Annotated in this window: 14 protein-coding genes and 2 pseudogenes; 4 read left to right on the top strand and 12 right to left on the bottom strand. The window is 41.5% G+C overall.

What is annotated here, in order from left to right; genetic code table 11:
- Positions 1–31: 31 nt before the first annotated feature.
- The 8 genes and pseudogenes from ACSLFW_RS10535 to rpsF form a co-directional block, all read right to left on the bottom strand.
- On the bottom strand, positions 32–2,356 hold the full coding sequence (locus ACSLFW_RS10535) for a gliding motility-associated C-terminal domain-containing protein (RefSeq protein WP_436555704.1): 2,325 nt from the start codon (positions 2,354–2,356) through the stop codon (positions 32–34).
- Positions 2,307–5,384: an immunoglobulin domain-containing protein gene (locus ACSLFW_RS10530; RefSeq protein ID WP_436555703.1), complete on the bottom strand. Its 3,078-nt coding sequence runs from the start codon at positions 5,382–5,384 to the stop codon at positions 2,307–2,309. Before ACSLFW_RS10530 ends, ACSLFW_RS10535 begins: the two co-directional genes overlap by 50 nt.
- A 19-nt stretch (positions 5,385–5,403) precedes the next feature.
- Entirely contained in the window at positions 5,404–5,661 is a 258-nt protein-coding gene (locus ACSLFW_RS10525) for a hypothetical protein (RefSeq protein ID WP_436555702.1), read from the bottom strand.
- A gap of 56 nt (positions 5,662–5,717) precedes the next feature.
- Positions 5,718–7,298, bottom strand: coding sequence for an immunoglobulin domain-containing protein (locus ACSLFW_RS10520; RefSeq protein ID WP_436555701.1), 1,581 nt, complete (start codon positions 7,296–7,298; stop codon positions 5,718–5,720).
- Positions 7,299–7,717: 419 nt separating this feature from the next.
- Positions 7,718–8,191 carry a DUF6495 family protein gene (locus ACSLFW_RS10515; protein WP_436555700.1) on the bottom strand — a complete coding sequence of 158 codons (474 nt, stop codon included), beginning with the start codon at positions 8,189–8,191 and terminating at the stop codon, positions 7,718–7,720.
- 134 nt (positions 8,192–8,325) lie between these two features.
- Positions 8,326–8,766, bottom strand: coding sequence for a 50S ribosomal protein L9 (gene rplI, locus ACSLFW_RS10510; protein ID WP_436555699.1), 441 nt, complete (start codon positions 8,764–8,766; stop codon positions 8,326–8,328).
- 61 nt (positions 8,767–8,827) lie between these two features.
- Positions 8,828–9,124, bottom strand: a complete 297-nt coding sequence (gene rpsR, locus ACSLFW_RS10505) for a 30S ribosomal protein S18 (RefSeq protein ID WP_436555698.1) — start codon at positions 9,122–9,124, stop codon at positions 8,828–8,830.
- Between the two features lie 2 nt (positions 9,125–9,126).
- Positions 9,127–9,464 (bottom strand): annotated as a pseudogene (gene rpsF, locus ACSLFW_RS10500) (30S ribosomal protein S6).
- A 167-nt stretch (positions 9,465–9,631) separates the two neighbouring features.
- Here rpsF and ACSLFW_RS10495 point away from each other — a divergent pair.
- Positions 9,632–10,330: a LytR/AlgR family response regulator transcription factor gene (locus ACSLFW_RS10495; RefSeq protein ID WP_436555697.1), complete on the top strand. Its 699-nt coding sequence runs from the start codon at positions 9,632–9,634 to the stop codon at positions 10,328–10,330.
- On the opposite strand, the pseudogene priA reads toward ACSLFW_RS10495, so the two are convergent.
- From priA to nadC, 4 genes and pseudogenes are all read right to left on the bottom strand, one after another.
- A pseudogene (gene priA / locus ACSLFW_RS10490) lies at positions 10,324–12,766 on the bottom strand (replication restart helicase PriA). The gene ACSLFW_RS10495 and the pseudogene priA sit on opposite strands and share 7 nt — an antisense overlap.
- A 135-nt stretch (positions 12,767–12,901) precedes the next feature.
- A complete protein-coding gene (locus tag ACSLFW_RS10485) occupies positions 12,902–13,327 on the bottom strand; it encodes a DUF2147 domain-containing protein (RefSeq protein ID WP_436555696.1) in 426 nt (141 codons plus the stop codon).
- Between the two features lie 145 nt (positions 13,328–13,472).
- Positions 13,473–14,405, bottom strand: coding sequence for a YihY/virulence factor BrkB family protein (locus tag ACSLFW_RS10480; RefSeq protein ID WP_436555695.1), 933 nt, complete (start codon positions 14,403–14,405; stop codon positions 13,473–13,475).
- A gap of 34 nt (positions 14,406–14,439) precedes the next feature.
- On the bottom strand, positions 14,440–15,303 hold the full coding sequence (gene nadC / locus ACSLFW_RS10475; protein ID WP_436557430.1) for a carboxylating nicotinate-nucleotide diphosphorylase: 864 nt from the start codon (positions 15,301–15,303) through the stop codon (positions 14,440–14,442).
- A gap of 193 nt (positions 15,304–15,496) precedes the next feature.
- Between nadC and ACSLFW_RS10470 the strand changes: the two genes are divergently transcribed.
- From ACSLFW_RS10470 to ACSLFW_RS10460, 3 genes are all read left to right on the top strand, one after another.
- A complete protein-coding gene (locus tag ACSLFW_RS10470) occupies positions 15,497–16,504 on the top strand; it encodes a DHH family phosphoesterase (RefSeq protein ID WP_436555694.1) in 1,008 nt (335 codons plus the stop codon).
- A gap of 1 nt (position 16,505) precedes the next feature.
- Positions 16,506–16,808: a hypothetical protein gene (locus tag ACSLFW_RS10465; RefSeq protein ID WP_436555693.1), complete on the top strand. Its 303-nt coding sequence runs from the start codon at positions 16,506–16,508 to the stop codon at positions 16,806–16,808.
- 105 nt (positions 16,809–16,913) lie between these two features.
- On the top strand, positions 16,914–17,069 hold the full coding sequence (locus ACSLFW_RS10460; RefSeq protein ID WP_436555692.1) for a hypothetical protein: 156 nt from the start codon (positions 16,914–16,916) through the stop codon (positions 17,067–17,069).

Raw genomic sequence — 17,069 nt, 5'->3', positions numbered from 1 at the left:
TTATTATTTTTAGATTGATAAATTGGTGCGATTATCTGGCGAGGTACACCCAGCCTTGTTTGACAATTCCGTCGACACCTGTATTAAGAATGAAGTAATAAGTCCCTGAAGGCAGCTTATCTTGCCTACCGAAAGTTCCGACGTTTGGCGTGCCATCCCAATCGTTCATGTATTGTTTTTTCGTATACACCAAAACACCATACCTGTTGTAGATTTCAATAGAATTGTTCGGATAATTTTCGATGCAGTCGATACGGAACGTTTCATTTGAGCCGTCACCGTTTGGCGAGAATTCGTTGTAAACGATTAAGCATAACGGATCAGTCGTCACTTCAGCATGGTTATTTCCCGGATCGGAATCAGGAGGATTTGACGAAATGATTGAAGTGGTGTTCAGGTAATCGCCTGTCGGAAGTACTTTCACCGTAATCGCAAGTGTTGCGGTCTGGTTAGCGTTCAGTTGCGGAATATTCCAAATTCCGGTTATGTTGCTATAACTTCCAATCGAAGCGTTTGAACTGACGAAAGCATATCCCGAAGGTAAAACATCAGTCACAACCAAATCTGTAAATTGCCCTGAACCGACATTGCTGACGGTAATCGTAAAGACAACATTATCATTAACTGACGGCGTTGGGTTATCGACGGTTTTTGTAATTGTAATATCAGAACAAGTTGTGACGTTGACCGTTGCAATTGCGGTATTTGTATTGGAGCAACTATCTGTGTAAACAACTGTGACAGTTCCAACTCCGTTATTTGTCCACGAAATCGTGATGGTATTATCAGTTGTTGTTCCGCCAGCGGTCACCGTTCCATTCACGACTGTGTAAACGTAATTGGTTTTGCCGGGATTGGTGGTATAAGTAACGCTTTCGCCGATGCAGGCGTCGCCGTCGCCACCGGTAATTGCCGGAGTGCCGCCATTATTAACGGTTACGGTAATCGCCAGTCTTATCGAACTTTGGCAGCCAGAAACCGGATCGAGCAATGCGGCATAATACGTTCCGGATGTTAACGGTGTTGAAGAAACCAGCGCACTTCCACCTGTTGCAGCCGTGTAAAAAATCACATTCGGCTGATTCGTCTGGATGTTTGCGATAGTCGGATTTGAAGTAGTACAGAAATCCTGTGTATTGTCGTTGGTTGTAGGCGTCGCAGCGTCATTCACGGTAACGGCAATTAAAAGCCTTGTTGCCGACGGGCAATTGTTCGTTCCGTCGAAAGCGGCATAATAATTTCCGGAAACCAACGCGTTTGTTGACGCCAAAGCGGTTCCTCCTGAAGCAGTTGTGAAAAATTGCACGCCACTTTCATTGACTTGTAAATTGGCAACCGTCGGATTATCAATTTTACAGAAAGATTGCGTATCATCACCGGTTGTAGGTGTTGACGGTGTTCCAAAAGTGACGGATATGGCAAGACGAGTGGAACTTTCACAACCATTTACGATTTGCGAAACATAGTATGTCGCCCCGTTGACCAATGCTATAGTCGGATCTAAAGCATTTCCACCTGTGGCAGCGTCATAAAATATAACGCCTGTTTCATTCACCTGAATATCCGCAATCGTTGGGTTATTCGCCTGACAGAAATTTTGTGAATTATCATTTGTTGTAGGCGTTGCGGGAGATGTCAAACTAACCGTGATTGCCAGTCTTGTCGAACTTTCACAGCCATTTTCAGAAATCGCAGCGTAATAAATTCCGTTGGACAAACTGGTAGTTGAAGCTAATGCAGTTCCGCCCGTTGGCGAAACGTAGAAAATCACATTCGGCTCATTCACCTGCAAATCTGCAACGGTCGGATTGTCTGAAGTACAGAAATCCTGAGTTGCATCAGTTGTTGTTGGCGTTGCCGGATTTCCGATTGTCACCGTAATTTCGAGACGTGTAACACCACTGCATCCCGAAGCTGTGCTAAAAGCCGCATAATAAATGCCATTGGTAAGCGGCGTTGTAGTTGCTAAAGCTGCTCCGCCTGAAGCTGTAGTGAAGAATTCAACATCTGGTTCATTGACCTGAATATCAGCAACTGTTGCGTTTTGTGCCGTGCAGAAATTTTGCGTTGCATCGTTGGTTGTCGGCGTTCCGTTTGTGCTTAATGTTACGGTAATGGCTAATCTCACGGAGCTTTCGCAGGCATTTATAATTTGGGAAACATAGTAAGTTGTTCCATTTGTCAAAAGCGTTGAAGATGGCAACGCGCTTCCGCCAGTAGCAGTCGCATAAACAACAACATTGCTTTCATTGACCTGTAAATTAGCAACTGTCGGATTGCTAGCCGCACAAAATTCCTGTGTGGCATCATTTGTAGTTGGCGCAGCCGGGTCTGATATTGAAATTGTGATTGCCAAGTCTTACTGAACTCTCGCAACCTTCTTCAGTAATTGAAGCGTAATAAATGCCATTTGTCAATGGTGTTGTTGCAGTTAAAGCAGTTCCGCCTGTTGGTAAATTGTAGAAAACTACGCCGGTTTCATTGACCTGAATATCAGCAATCGTTGGATTTTCAGACAAACAAAAGTCTTGTGTGGTATCTGTAGTTGTTGGCGCTGCCGGATTTATAATGGTCACAGCGACTAACAATCTTACAGAACTTTCACAGCCACTTTGAGCAATAGCAGCATAATAATTTCCGGTTGTTAAAGCTGTAGTTGCCGGCAGCAGACTTCCACCCGACGCCAAATTATACCAAATCACATTCGATTCATTGACCTGAATATCAGCAACGGTCGCATTTTCTGAAAAACAGAATTGTTGCGTGGTATCATTTGTTGAAGGCGTTGGAACATCGTCAAGTGTCACTGTAATTGCAAGTCTTACTGAACTTTCGCAGTTTGTTGTGCCGTTCACCAAAGCCGCGTAATACGTTGCGCCGTTGACCAAAGCCGCAGTCGGATTCAAAGCTGTTCCGCCGGTTGCAGCACTATAAAATATTGCGCCGGTTTCATTCACCTGAATATCGGCAATCGTTGGATTTGCTGAAATACAGAAATTTTGCGTAGTATCGATTGTGGTTGGCGTTGCAGTATTGCTGATTGTTGCTGTAATAGCCAATCTTGCGGTGCTCGCACATCCGACAGATGCATCATAAGCCGCATAATAAGTAGTTCCGTTTACCAAGGCAGTATTTGCGGGAATCAAGTTTCCGCCTGAAGCGGCATCATAAAAAACAGCATTCGGTTCATTGACCTGCAAATCAGCAACGGTCGGATTTTCCGAAACGCAGAAATCCTGTGTGGTATCTGTTGTTGTCGGTATGCCGGAATCAATTACGGTAATTGTAACCGGTTTGAAATTTCCTGATTGGTTGAGGCAGCTTGCGTCACTTACCAATCCGATATAATAGGTGTATGGACTTCCCAATGCTGTCAGTCCCGAAACTGTAAGCGTTCCGTTTGGCGCAATGGTGTAAGTCACGCCGCCGACTGTTCCGTTTGTAATTGGCTGCGTATTATTATTTGAAAAATAATAATAGAATTGCGGATTTGCCAACGCAGATGAAGGCGTAATCACAGCATTTGTTCCGGTGCAAATCAACGCATTTGAAGCGGTTATATTGGCAACTGTAGAAAATGGCAAAATAGTAAACGTCACCTGAGTCCTGTCGGCAACAGCAGTCTGGCAATATTCATCTGAACTTATGCCTACGGAATAGGTGTAAGTTCCGGGAGCCAATCCGTTCAATACCAAACTTGAAGTTGTCTGGCCTGTAACAAGCGTATTTCCATTATACCAATAAAATATCGGATTCGTAATGGGCGGTGCAGCGGCTAAAGTTGCGGCTAATGTTACTGTTCCGGTTGGTGTACAAATGGTATCATCAGCACCGCCGTTGATGCTCACCGATGCAATGGCAGTTGAAGGTGCTGTTGCTCCAACGACAACGGTTACTATTCTGCGATCAAAAGTCGGACAGCCATAGCGAATCGCCTGAATGTAATAAGTGTAAGTGCCGGCAGCCAACGTCGCAGGAATTGTAAAGCTATTCCCAGTAGAAACCACATTACCACCTGTCGCAGCGTCATACCAGATATAGCTGCTGCAATCCTGTTGGGTAGTTGTCAATTGAATGCTCGTTCCCTGACACGCTTGGACGGTATTTGTATTATCGGCACCAACGACTGAAGTGTCCGCACTTCTACGAATATCATTCACTCGTAGTAAATCCAGGACCGAAGCAACGCCCCCAAACCTGATCCTTATACGATCATACGGTTGTGATTGCGGAGCAATTGTCAATCTTGCCTGCGCACCTCCTCCCAACAAAGTAAGGCTTAATAAGCTCGAGTTATTTACAATTGGTGCCCCAACAGGGGAATTGCCAAGGAAAAGCTGAATTGAAATTCCAGCCAATAAGTTTAAATCTAGAATTGTTGCTGGTCTTGAAACAATTATTTGTGTTGTATCACCAGAAAATGTTGGCGTATGAAAATCTACTGTCAATTCGGCTGTAGCCAAAATTCCCGCACCGCTGAACATTGTTGCATAAGTATTTACGTCGGTATCAACCGCATCATAAGGGTCGGCAACGCCAACTGTAGCTGAGGCAACACCAACACCCAAATCGACAGCACCGTAGAAAACATCTTCAGCATCATCAGAATTGCAGGCAATTTGTGTTACATTTCTATCGTAATACGCTTCATAAACTTTTACATTCTGTGCAACACTCACGAGCGAGCCGACTATGATCCTTACACCGTCATACGCCTGTGGCCCTGCTCCGTTTGCCGGAACGAACGTAAATTCAAAAGTATTTTGTCCCGTTAATAAATCAACTAAAGAACCTGATACCGGCTGAATATTCCCGATATCAACCGGTATATTCGACGCATTTCGTTTTGTACCTACGATTGAATAAGCGCCGGCGACAATCAATCCGCTGTATTCAGAACCTAATTTTACGGTTACCGGAGTTCCCGCTGCGATGGTTTGATTCCATTGTAAAGTTTGCCATGTGGTGCCAATTCCGAGTAACCCGAGTCCGGTGACGATTGTTGAAAACGTACGCGGATTTCCGTCAACTGCTGCAGGTGCATCTGCAACGCCGCCAGTGATGATGGAACTCCAGCTTTGGGTGTCTGCGTATTTTCTTTCGGTGAGCGGCGGACATTCATCAGCATCAATTACACTTACAAAAACATTACGGCTTACAGAGCAGCTGCCAAGTGTAGCTACTGCTGTGAATGTATAAAAGCCCGGCGTTGGGAATGGTCCGGCTGTATCTCCCGGAAGTGCAGTTCCCGCAGCATTATACCATATTATCGAGGCATTTGAAGTCGCGTCGAGCGTTACAGAACTTCCTGTATTTACAACCACGTTTGGGTTATTGATTGTTAACGTCGGCTGTGGATTTACAGTTACGACAACTTGTTGCATTGTCGAAGAACAACCGCCATTAAGACTTTGTGCCCTGGATAAAATAAGTGCCGCTGGATTGGATATTTGCAGCCGCATCAGCAGTTATCGGCATATTTGCACTATTGAAAAAGTTATATTGGATATCATCCGAACTGTCAAAATTCAGGATCGCATTGCGAAGATTTACACTTCCGCAACCTTGAATTGATGCCTGGACATTTAAAATAAGTTGCGAAGAAAAATTGACAGTTACAGGTTTTAAAGTATTTACGGCATTTTCGCAAAGGCCATTCACAGTAAGGGAAATATAATAAACGTAAGGCGATGCGGCCGCGTTAAGTCCGGTGATGGTTAAAGTTCCGGTGGTGTTATTTTTTGTGTAAGTAACGCCGGCATCTCCCGAATATCCTGTTGTGATTTCCTGGTTTTTGCCTGATCTTTATAATATCGGAAAGCAGTGCCTCCGTTAGAAGCCGTCGGTGCCAGAACAACTGAGCCGTTACAGGCGTTCAATTCATTCGCAATATTGATTGACGTCGCGGTTGGTAATGCAATTACATCTACGTTAATTCTTATTCTTAACGATTCTTCTGTACAACCAATTTTTCTGGCTGAAACATAGTAAGAAGTATCTGCATTTAAAATTCCTGTGACAAATGGCTGTCCGGAAGTTGTCGTGGCCAATATCGTTCCACCCTGCGCTTGTGAATACCAATTCAACTCGGTTCCTGCGACAGTTTGCGCGATTAAAGAAGCCGTTGAGCCAGCACAAATCACCGGATTTGAAGTAAACGAATCTGTAATCGTTGGATTAGCCGGCGCGCGAACAATGCCATACAAATCCAGGCTTTGTGTAAGTTGCACATTCAACAGTGAATTGTACCTGACTGTAATCCTGCTAACCGGTGAGCCAGGCGAAAACCTGATTCTCGCTACCTGATTTCCCTGCAATAAGGTAAGCAAATCAAGATTAAGCAACGAATTTAAGTTTACAGTTTGTACCAAATCAGGGCCATTGTAAGCAATAACCTGGATATTGTTGACAACGCCGAGCGTCAGTAAAGACGGGTCAATTTTCATTCTTATAAAAAACTGATCAGTGCTCGCAGACAAATCGTCAAAGTAAACGGTCTGCTCGATTGAGCCCGCTACATTCAGGATTCCCAAGCTGAGCCTTGAAAAATTATTCGGATTGGCATCGATGACATTTTGCGGATTGGCCACCCCTGCACCGCCCAACCCCAATAAATCGAGACTTAAGCCAGAGCCGTCAAACGAAGTATAGGAAGCGCCACCGCATGGATCAGGCGTTCCGATGTAAAAAGCTTCGTAAACGTCGAGCCGCTTGGTGTTGTTCAATCCTACTAATGAACCTAAACGATTGGTAAGCCGGATTCGGTTATAGGCTTGCGATGGTGTCAATGCGAGGAAATAATCTCCGGCACCATTGACCACAACACGCAATCTTGGCGTTGAAAATTCACTTATTGTCTGACTATTTCCAAATAAAACTATCGAATTGTTATTTTTTGCCTGTACTGTGAATTCCTGGTTACCAATCAATACTCCTCCGAGAACATCCGAAAGCAATCCGCCCAAACTACCGCCTAAAATGGCAGGCAAAAGATTGTCGTCGGTTTGTATTTTTACAAATGAAGTGGTGTTGGCGGGTAAAAGTGAAGGAAATTCGAGCTCAACATGACCGTCGTAATCACCAATCCCCAAAGCAATTCCGGAACTGGCGCGAATCCTTGCCCGTGTGGTTAAATTTCCGTCGATTGCATTTGATGAAAAATCGACATGATCCTGGCTTGAAATGCTTGTCGCATATACCGGAACCGACTGTGCCGCGGTGTTATTCACTGATAACAGGAATAAAATAAAGAAAAGATTCAGCGCGGACTTTCTGCAAAAAATGGTAGTGTTTTTCATAAGCCTGATTTTAATTATTATACTTTATTTCAGAAAAGACAATAGTTTACAGGGACACAAATTGTATCCAATTTTTTCAGAAGGCATGGAAAAAAATCACACCTTTCAGTAAACTTTAAATGAGTTAATTTTTAATGATAAATCTGAATTTCGGGTAACAATTCAGGCAGAATTTTTTATCACAAACAATTAACAAGAAACTTTTGTCATATAAAGCTAGGACACATTTCGTGAACTACAAAATAAAAAAGACGCTAAATGAGATTTTAAATAAAAATTTAGGATAATATTTAGATTTGTTGATATTTTAAGTTCGCAAATGTTAAATTAAATCGACAAAGCAAAAATAAATATTTCACAATAGATAATTTCAGAATTACCATATTGCATTTCGAACAGAAGAAAGAATAAAAGTCGTATTAAGATTCCAATACAGAAACAATCTGAAGATACAACTGTCCGTCGCTCAAGAACGCACCCTGACGGATCAGCTCAAAAATAGAAACGTTACGATCAGCGTCAAAAACTTTACTGCCACGCTTCATTTCGATATTATCAGTAAATAAATTATCGCCAAGCCATTCGAGTCCTGATTGGGTAAGGAAATCAATTTCAGCATCCATTGATTTAAGTACAATCGAATGAATGACGGTTTCATTGCAATGGAATAAGAAAATATAATTTTTAGAGAAATGCTCAAGGTATTCAGCACGCGTAAGCACACCCTCCCATATCAAATCTGAAAAAACATCGAGTTCCTGCTCGGCAATTTGCGGCTGTTCCGATTTTATTTTATCCCACTCAGACTTATCAATTGATTGTGTGGCCAGAAAGTTTATAAATTCCGGGTGTAGTTCTTCGAATTGTTCCTTGGTTAATCTGGAGTATTTCATATTATATTTATGATACTGATTTAGATAAGCAAGCCCCCGACTGCGCTCGGGGTGACATATCGTGCAAATTTACAAATCATCAAAAAAAAATCCCGACTTTCGCCGGGATTTTATATTCAAATATCTGAAAAATATTATTTCTCAGCAACGATTTCGTAAGGCAATTCAACAATCACATCACGGTGAAGTCTCACAGTAGCAGTATATTTACCGGTACGTTTAACAATTCCGCTGGTGATGTATTTCCTGTCGATTACCTGACCTGCTTTTTCCAAAGCTTCAGCGATGTCGATGTTGGTTACAGAACCAAACAATTTCTCACCACCTGCTTTTGCAGCAATCTTGATTTCGATGCCTTTCAGTGTCTCAGCCAATTTCTTAGCATCGTCAACAATTTTAGATTCTTTGTGCGCTTTTTGTTTCAAATTCTCAGCCAATACTTTTTTAGCTGAAGGTGTTGCTAAATGCGCGTGTCCTTGCGGGATTAAAAAGTTACGTCCGTAACCGGCTTTTACCGTTACGATATCATCTTTAAAACCTAAATTCTGAACGTCTTTTTTTAAGATCAATTCCATGTTGTTGTCCTTTTTATAGAAGTTAGGTTCCGTTTCCGGAAACCAACAACTGTGTTTTTAATTATTTCAATAAATCCGCCACATATGGCATTAATGCTAAGTGACGTGCTCTTTTTACGGCAACCGACACTTTTCTTTGGTATTTCAATGAAGTACCTGTCAAACGACGCGGAAGGATTTTCCCTTGCTCGTTAACGAATTTCAAAAGGAAATCTGCATCTTTATAATCGATGTACTTGATTCCTGATTTTTTGAAACGGCAATATTTTTTGATTTTATTGGTTTCAATGTTCAAAGGCGTTAAATATCTGATATCTCCGTCTTTTTTTCCTTTAGCTGATTGCTCTATTGTAGACATAATTAAGCTTTGGTTTTAAGTTTTGCTCTTCTTCTCTCAGCCCATGAAATCGCGTGTTTATCAAGACTCACAGTCAGGAAACGCATGATTCTTTCGTCACGTCTGAATTCAGTTTCGAAAGCAAGCAAGTGCTCACCTGCCAATTTAAATTCGAATAAATGGTAAAAACCACTTTTTTTGTTCTGGATTTCGTAAGCCATTTTTTTCAGGCCCAATCCTCTTTAGATACCATCTCTGCTCCTTTAGTCGTAAGAAAATCTTCGAATTTGCTTACTGTTTCCTTTACCTGGACTTCAGATAAAACGGGATTCAAGATGAAAACAGTTTCGTAATGATTCATATAAATATTTATTATTTATTAATAAGGGTGCAAAAGTAAACATTTTATTTTAACCTGCAAGTAAAGTGCAATTATAATCGACGAATTGCAATTTTTTCCTTTAAAAATTAGTTTGTTAATATTTTTTGATATACTTTTATTTTTCCCAAATTGAAAAGGCGAGATTTATGAAATTGAATTGCGTAATAGTAGATGACAGTTCCATCCAAAGGATGATTATTGGAAAACTGGTCAGTAACCACATCAACCTCAACTTAGTAGGCGAATTTTCCAATGCGCTTGAAGCCAAAAACTTCATGTCGTACAACTCTATCGATTTACTGTTTTTAGATGTTGAAATGCCCGTCGTTAGTGGCTTTGACTTGCTTGACGGACTAAAAGTGAAGCCACAGGTTATCTTCATCACATCAAAACCTGAATATGCTTTGAAGGCTTTCGATTATGATGCGACCGATTATCTGCAGAAACCTATTAATAATGTAAGGTTCGAGGCCGCCATCAAACGCGCCATCAACATGCACATTATGATGCGCGAAAGCCAGGAAGAAGACGGCGACCATATTTTCATCAAAAGCAAACTCAAAAAACTAAAGATTTTTACTTCAAAAATCAAATGGATCGAGGCTTACGGCGATTATGTAAAAGTAGTTACCGAAGACGAAAATCATCTCGTGCTTTCTACGATGAAATCTTTTGAAAATGATTTGTCAAAGGAAAAATTCGTGCGCGTGCACAAATCTTTTATCGTCAATATAGATAAGGTAGACAAATTCAACAGCAAATTTGCAGAAATCGGTGCTACGAAAATCCCGCTAAGCCGCAACAAGAAAGAAGATTTGAAAAAAGCGCTCGAAGTGCCTCAATAAAAATCAACATTCACCATAACTTTTATCGCGCGGTATTGTGCGACACTCTCAAAACTATTCAGCATCTTCTGGATAGTTTTTTTGTGCTTCCGATGGGCTTGTCGTGCGGAATTTTCACCATGATAGTCCGGATGTATTCATTGCGGATGCGGCTGATGGGCGGCTCTTCCGGACCTAAAACCGGCATCGACAAATTTTGTTGCATCACTTGGTACAACCACATCGAGCCTTCCTTTAATTTATCAAAATCGCGGTGCTTCAACGTGAGTTTTATCAAACGGAAATACGGCGGATATTTGTAAATCTTACGATCGTACAGCTGCTCCTTATACATTCCCGAAAAATCATTGTTGGCGACTTGCTGAATTGTGTTATGATTTGGGTTGTAAGTCTGGATGATAACTTTCCCGCGTTTCTCCGAACGTCCGGCACGGCCTGAAACCTGTGTCATCATCTGGAAACTGCGTTCAAAAGCCCGAAAATCCGGATGATATAACATGTTGTCTGCGTTCATAATTCCAACGAGACTAACATTATCGAAATCCAAACCTTTCGCAAGCATTTGTGTTCCCACTAAAATATCAATCTCGCGGTTCTTAAAACTGTCGATGATTTTTTCGAAACCGAATTTGCCGCGCGTCGTGTCCTGTTGATTCTTCCGATTTTTGAATTTGGAAAAAGCGAGTTCAGTTCCAATTGGATTTGTTCAGTTCCGAAACCTTTCGTTGTTAAATCTACACTCGAACAAACGTGGCAATTCGTCGGATTCGCCATCGAATAACCGCAGTAATGGCAACGCAATTGGTTTTTAAATTTATGATATGTCAGGCTGACGTCGCATTGCGGACATTGCGGTACGTGCCCACAAGTCATGCATTCCACAACCGGCGAAAACCCACGGCGGTTCTGGAATAAGATTACCTGTTCACCCAATGACAAAGCATTTGTGATATTTTCAATCAAAGTATCGCTGAAATGGCCTGACATTCTTTTCCTGAAATATTTGTCTTTTAAATCGACGAGTTCAATCTCCGGCATCATCACATTGTTGAATCTTTCTGAAATTTCAACCAAACCGAATTTTCCCGTAGTCGCATTGAAATACGTTTCAATACTTGGCGTCGCCGAACCTAATAGTACTTTAGACTCGTGCGCATTCGCCAGAACAATCGCGGCATCACGCGCATGATAACGCGGTGCAGGATCTTGCTGTTTAAAAGTCTGTTCGTGTTCTTCATCGACGATGATTAAGCCCAGATTGGCATAAGGCAAAAACAAAGCCGACCTCGCTCCAATGACGATTTGTGCAGCTTCAGAATTTTCAAGCACACGATTCCAGACTTCAACGCGTTCGTTATTGCTGTATTTGGAATGAAAAACTGAGACTTTATTTCCGAAATATTCGCGCAATCTTCCGACCAATTGTGTCGTCAATGCGATTTCTGGCAATAAATACAAAACCTGTTTTTTGTCCTTTATATATTGTTCAATTAATTGGATGTAGATTTCGGTCTTTCCTGAAGACGTTACGCCGTGCAAAAGGCAGACATCTTTGTTATTCAATTCCGCATTGATTTCTGAAAATGCTTTTTGCTGCGCCGGGCTTAATTGTAGTTTCTTGTCTTCGGCATCGGCGAAGATGACGCGGTCGTCCTGAATGAAATATTCCTCAAAAACTTCTTTATCAATTAAGGTCTTGACGATTGCAGCTGAAGAAGCGGCAGTTTCAATCAGTTGCTTTGATGTAATGGGTTTTTTTTCGGTTGCCGATAATTGAAAATAACTTAAAACCAAATCCTTTTGCTTATTTGCATTTTTGAGTTCAATCAGCAGGTTATTAAGGTCATTATTGTTGTATTCCGGGCGCAGGCGAATGTAACGCACTAATTTTGGTTTATAGATTTCAGAAACTTCTTCCTGTAAAACCAGGATATTCTTGTCGATCATTTTATGGATGACAGGAAAAATATTCTTTCGGTTTAAGATATTCGCGATTTCATGAATTCGTAAAGATGATTGCTGTTGCAACGCCTGGTATACCAGGAATTCTTCGTCGGTTAAAGCGATTTCATCAATGAAAACTTCAGCTTTTTGGGAAATTATGGTTTCACTTTCGAGTAATAGCGCCGACGGAATTGCCCCGCGGTACACATCGCCAATCGCGCACATATAATAGGACGCAATCCAGAACCAGTGATCGATTTGAATTTGCGTGACAATTGGCTTGTCGTCGAGGATTTCGTGGATTTCTTTTGCTTCGTATAAAATCGGTTGGTTTTGGTGCAATTCAATCACCAAAGCCGTATAAATCTTGCTTTTCCCGAACGGAACTGCGACGCGCATACCGGGTTTCAGGTAATCGAATTCTGCTTCAGAAATCCTGTAGGTAAAGGTTTTTGAAAGAGAAAGCGGGAGGATTACTTCGGCGTAGAACATGTTCAGATTCAGACTGCAGATGGCAGAAAGCAGTGATTTTGTTTGTGGATAATTATGCTACAAATTTATTAATTTCTTTTTTTAGTTATTTCTAAATCTGCAGTCTGCTATCTGAAATCTGCCGACTGCAACCTGCTACTTCACCCGATGCCAGTACTGTGTCCTTCCAATCAACGAAATGCCAATATAACCGCGTACTTTGAGTTTGTCGTCATTTTCGAGCGTAATGTAGCATTTGTAGAGTTTACCGCTTTTCGGGTCGAGGATTTTGCCGCCGTTATATTCGTCGCCGTCTTTGGTGAGTCCTTTGATTACGTTGAGTCCGATGAGGCCTTTGCCTTTGTCTTCGCCGGGACATTTATCGCATTTGTGCTTGCGGTTGTTCGGATTGATGACTTCCTGAATGCGGCCGTAAATCTTGCCTTTGAATTCGTAGATTTCGATGACGGCCATGGCTTTTCCGGTTTCATCGTCGATGGTTTTCCATTTTCCGATGATGGTGTGCTGGGCAATCCCGCTGATTGTGAAAAGGAGAAGTAAAAGTGACAAATATTTTTTCATGTGGATATGGTTTTAGCCCGGATTACTTCACAAGCTTTTATTTTTTATTTGAGTTCAGTGAATGCTTCGCATTTGCAGCAAGTAGCTTTTGGGCTGGCGTTCGGCCCGAAAACTACTGCGTATAGCCGGAATAGCTTCTAAAAAATCAAATTAAGCCTTTTCGTTTTCGGATGCTTTCCTTGTGCTCGCGGATGGTGACGTCGAGTTCAAAACCCAAAAGCAGTATCATGCAGTTGATCCAGATGTAGAACATCATGATGAGCAGCGTTCCGATAGAACCGTAAAGTTCGTTATATTTTGAGAACCGTACAACCCAAATGCCAAATCCGTAAGACGAAAGGATGATTAATATGGTAGTGAAAACGGAACCGATGGAGATGAAAGCGCGTTTTTCTGTCCGAATCGTGCCGTATTTGAACAATATCGAAATGACGATCAGGATCATCAGTATGACAAAAATGTAACGGCTGACGACAAGAATCGGGATATTGTCGTTTAACACATCCTGATTTTTGATGCTTTGGAGGAATACTTCGGAGATGACGATGATGGCGACCGTAGCGATGAGAATTATGGTCAATGTCAGCGACATTCCGAGTGCCACGAGATATTGGTGCACGAAAGCGCGTTTGTGTTTGACGCGGACAGAATTTTCAAAACCGGTTAGAATGGCGTTGAGTCCATTGGCCTGAAGGAAAATTGAGAGTAAAAATCCCGACGAAAGCAAGCCCTGGTAACTGTTATTAAGAATATCTAAAATGATGGCATGAATGGCTTCGTAAGTATTTGGCGGTACGCTTTCGGAGACGAATTTTAGAAAATCTGCCTGAAAACCTTGTATTGGTATGTACGGAATTAAGTTCAGAATAAACAGTGCAAATGGGAATAATGCCATGAAGAAACTGAAAGCAATAGAACCGGCGCGATTGCCGAGCGCTGCCTTTCCGACGCCGATGATGTAGATTTCAAGGAGTTCGTAGAGCGAGAGTTCTTCGAGCAATTTGACGCGCTTGAGAAAACGCGCTGCGGTGCGAAGCACTGGAATTTTTTCGATTTTGGCCTCTATTTCTTGTGACATCTACAAGTTCCGGTTTAGATTCAATTATTCATTATTAATTGTCAATTGCTTTTAAACTCAAATCCATGTTATAAATCGAATGCGTGAGCGCACCCGAAGATATATAATCTACGCCGCATTCTGCATAATTGCGTATGGTTTTTTCATTGATATTTCCCGAAGATTCTGTCTGGCATTTGTCACCGATTAGAGCTACAGCGGTTTTAGTATCTTCAAAATTGAAATTGTCGATAAGAATTCTGTGGACACCATCGTTTTGCAGGATTTCACGGATTTCATCTAAATTTCTCGCCTCAACAATGATTTTTAAATCGAGGTTATTGTCCTTTAAATATTGTTTGGTTTTGGTGATGGCATTTGTTATTCCGCCAGCGAAATCATTGTGATTGTCCTTAAGCATCACCATATCGTATAATGCGAAACGATGGTTTTCGCCACCACCGATTTTTACTGCCCATTTTTCTGCTGCCCGAAAACCCGGCGTTGTTTTTCTGGTGTCGAGGATTTTGGCTTTGGTACCTTCGAGCAACTTTACGTAATTGTTGGTTTTGGTGGCTATAGCGCTCATTCTTTGCATTGAATTGAGAACAGTTCTTTCCGCTTTCAGAATAGATTGCGAACTTCCGGAAACGTGCAATACAACATCGCCGTATTGTACTTCAGTGCCGTCATTGATGAAAATTTCGACTTTCAAATTGGCGTCGACATATTCAAAAATCATTTTGGCGAATGCGACTCCGGCAATGATGCCGCCTTCTTTGACTAACAGTTTTGCTTTTCCGGCAGCGGTTTCGGGAATACATGCGAGTGAACTATAATCGCCGGGACCAACGTCTTCGCGAATAGCATTTTCGATGATCAATTGTAATTCGGCTGCAAACTGTTGGTCAGAAATCATGTCTTTGTATTTGAATGCTAAAATAAGAAAAGCAGTCGGATTTTGCATTGCTTCTGAAAATCAAACCCGAAAATTTAGACAATCTTAACTATCATTAAGCCAATTTTAATCGTAACATTCATAAAATAATGTAATTTCGCATTTACTTAAAAAATACTAAGCCGTTTGGCCGTGCGCCAACAACGATTTGTCAATGAAAAACGAAGATATTCTCGCCATAAAGGAACTGCTCGCCGAACCAAAAAGAATAGCGATCATTCCGCATAGGAGTTCGGATGGCGATGCAATGGGGTCAACATTAGGCCTTTACCACTTTTTATTAGCGCTCAACCATAATCCGGTTGTTATTGCGCCGAATGAATTTCCGAAATTTCTGGCGTGGTTACCAGCTTCAGACAAGGTCTTGATTTTCGAAAAAGACAAAGAAGCCGTAACTAAAGTTTTACAAGAATCTGAGTTGATTTTTACGCTGGATTTCAATGCCTTACACCGCACAGGCGAGATGGAACATGTGCTTGACAAACTGACAGTTCCTTTCATTATGATCGACCATCACCAGAAACCTGACAGCTATGCAGCTTATATGTTTTCGGATACGAATTACGGTTCGACTTGCGAAATGCTGTATCATTTTATAGGCTTCTTAGGAGAAAAATCTAAGATTGACAAAACCATTGCGACTTGCATTTATACGGGAATTGTGACTGATTCTGGTTCATTCCGCTTTCCTTCGACGACTGCAATTACACATAATGTCGTCGCTGATTTGATTGAAAGAGGCATCAATAATGCCGAAGTACACAATTTACTTTTCGACAATAATTCTTACGACAGTCTGCTTTTATTGGGACGTGCTTTGCAGAATATGAAACTGCGGCCTGAATTTAAAACGGCTTATATCACGCTTTCACAACAAGAACTCGACCAGTTCAATTATAAAAAAGGCGACACGGAAGGCATTGTCAATTACAGCCTTTCAATAAAAGGAATTATTTTTGCAGCCATATTCATCGAGCATAAAGACGAGAATATCATCAAGATTTCTTTCCGTTCGCAAGGTGCTTTCGATGTGAATAAATTTGCGCGTGAACACTTTAACGGAGGCGGACACATCAACGCAGCCGGCGGAAAATCGTATCTTTCGCTCACCGAAACGGTAAAACGCTTTGAAAATATCTTAAAAACAACTTCAATTGAATAATATGAAAATCGCAAGAAACATCTTAACTCTTATCATTGGCGTTGTATTGATTTCGTGTTCGCAGCAACAGGCAAGAAAGCCTGTTTCGCAGACTTCGGGAAGTTTTATGAAGGAATCTGTCGAGCGCAATAAAAAGCTCGTTGCCGGAGAAGAAAAAGACATTCAGTTCGTAATCACTAAAGACACGGCGCACAAATATATCGCCTCTCAAAAAGGCTATTGGTATTATTACGAAAAGCAAAACACCGGCTCCGACACGCTTCGTCCGAAAAAGGAGATATCGCTTACTTTGATTACGAAGTGAAAGATCTTGCCGGAAGCGTGATTTATTCTGATATAGAATTGAAACCGCAAGTATACCGTGTGGATAAAGAAAACATCATGTTCCGGATTGCGCGATGGTATTAAAATGATGAAGAAAAACGAAAAAATCACGTTTCTTTTTCCATCACACGTTGCATACGGATTTCATGGAGACAACAAGCAAATTGGTCCGAATGTGCCGTTAATCGTGACAGTAACACTCAATGATTTCAAACCTGAAGACAAAACCAAAACAGAATAA

The sequence above is a fragment of the Flavobacterium sp. 3HN19-14 genome (assembly GCF_051373205.1).
Lineage (GTDB): Bacteria > Bacteroidota > Bacteroidia > Flavobacteriales > Flavobacteriaceae > Flavobacterium.
This window is presented reverse-complemented; position numbering and strand designations above follow the sequence as displayed.

Excerpts from the sequence above, each read along its gene's own strand:
- ACSLFW_RS10530 (WP_436555703.1), bottom strand. The coding sequence starts at position 5,384 with ATGCAACAAGTTGTCGTAACTGTAAATCCACAGCCGACGTTAACAATC.
- ACSLFW_RS10520 (WP_436555701.1), bottom strand. The coding sequence starts at position 7,298 with ATGAAAAACACTACCATTTTTTGCAGAAAGTCCGCGCTGAATCTTTTC.
- ACSLFW_RS10515 (WP_436555700.1), bottom strand. The coding sequence starts at position 8,191 with ATGAAATACTCCAGATTAACCAAGGAACAATTCGAAGAACTACACCCG.
- rplI (WP_436555699.1), bottom strand. The coding sequence starts at position 8,766 with ATGGAATTGATCTTAAAAAAAGACGTTCAGAATTTAGGTTTTAAAGAT.
- rpsR (WP_436555698.1), bottom strand. The coding sequence starts at position 9,124 with ATGTCTACAATAGAGCAATCAGCTAAAGGAAAAAAAGACGGAGATATC.
- ACSLFW_RS10495 (WP_436555697.1), top strand. The coding sequence starts at position 9,632 with ATGAAATTGAATTGCGTAATAGTAGATGACAGTTCCATCCAAAGGATG.
- ACSLFW_RS10485 (WP_436555696.1), bottom strand. The coding sequence starts at position 13,327 with ATGAAAAAATATTTGTCACTTTTACTTCTCCTTTTCACAATCAGCGGG.
- ACSLFW_RS10480 (WP_436555695.1), bottom strand. The coding sequence starts at position 14,405 with ATGTCACAAGAAATAGAGGCCAAAATCGAAAAAATTCCAGTGCTTCGC.
- nadC (WP_436557430.1), bottom strand. The coding sequence starts at position 15,303 with ATGATTTCTGACCAACAGTTTGCAGCCGAATTACAATTGATCATCGAA.
- ACSLFW_RS10470 (WP_436555694.1), top strand. The coding sequence starts at position 15,497 with ATGAAAAACGAAGATATTCTCGCCATAAAGGAACTGCTCGCCGAACCA.
- ACSLFW_RS10465 (WP_436555693.1), top strand. The coding sequence starts at position 16,506 with ATGAAAATCGCAAGAAACATCTTAACTCTTATCATTGGCGTTGTATTG.
- ACSLFW_RS10460 (WP_436555692.1), top strand. The coding sequence starts at position 16,914 with ATGATGAAGAAAAACGAAAAAATCACGTTTCTTTTTCCATCACACGTT.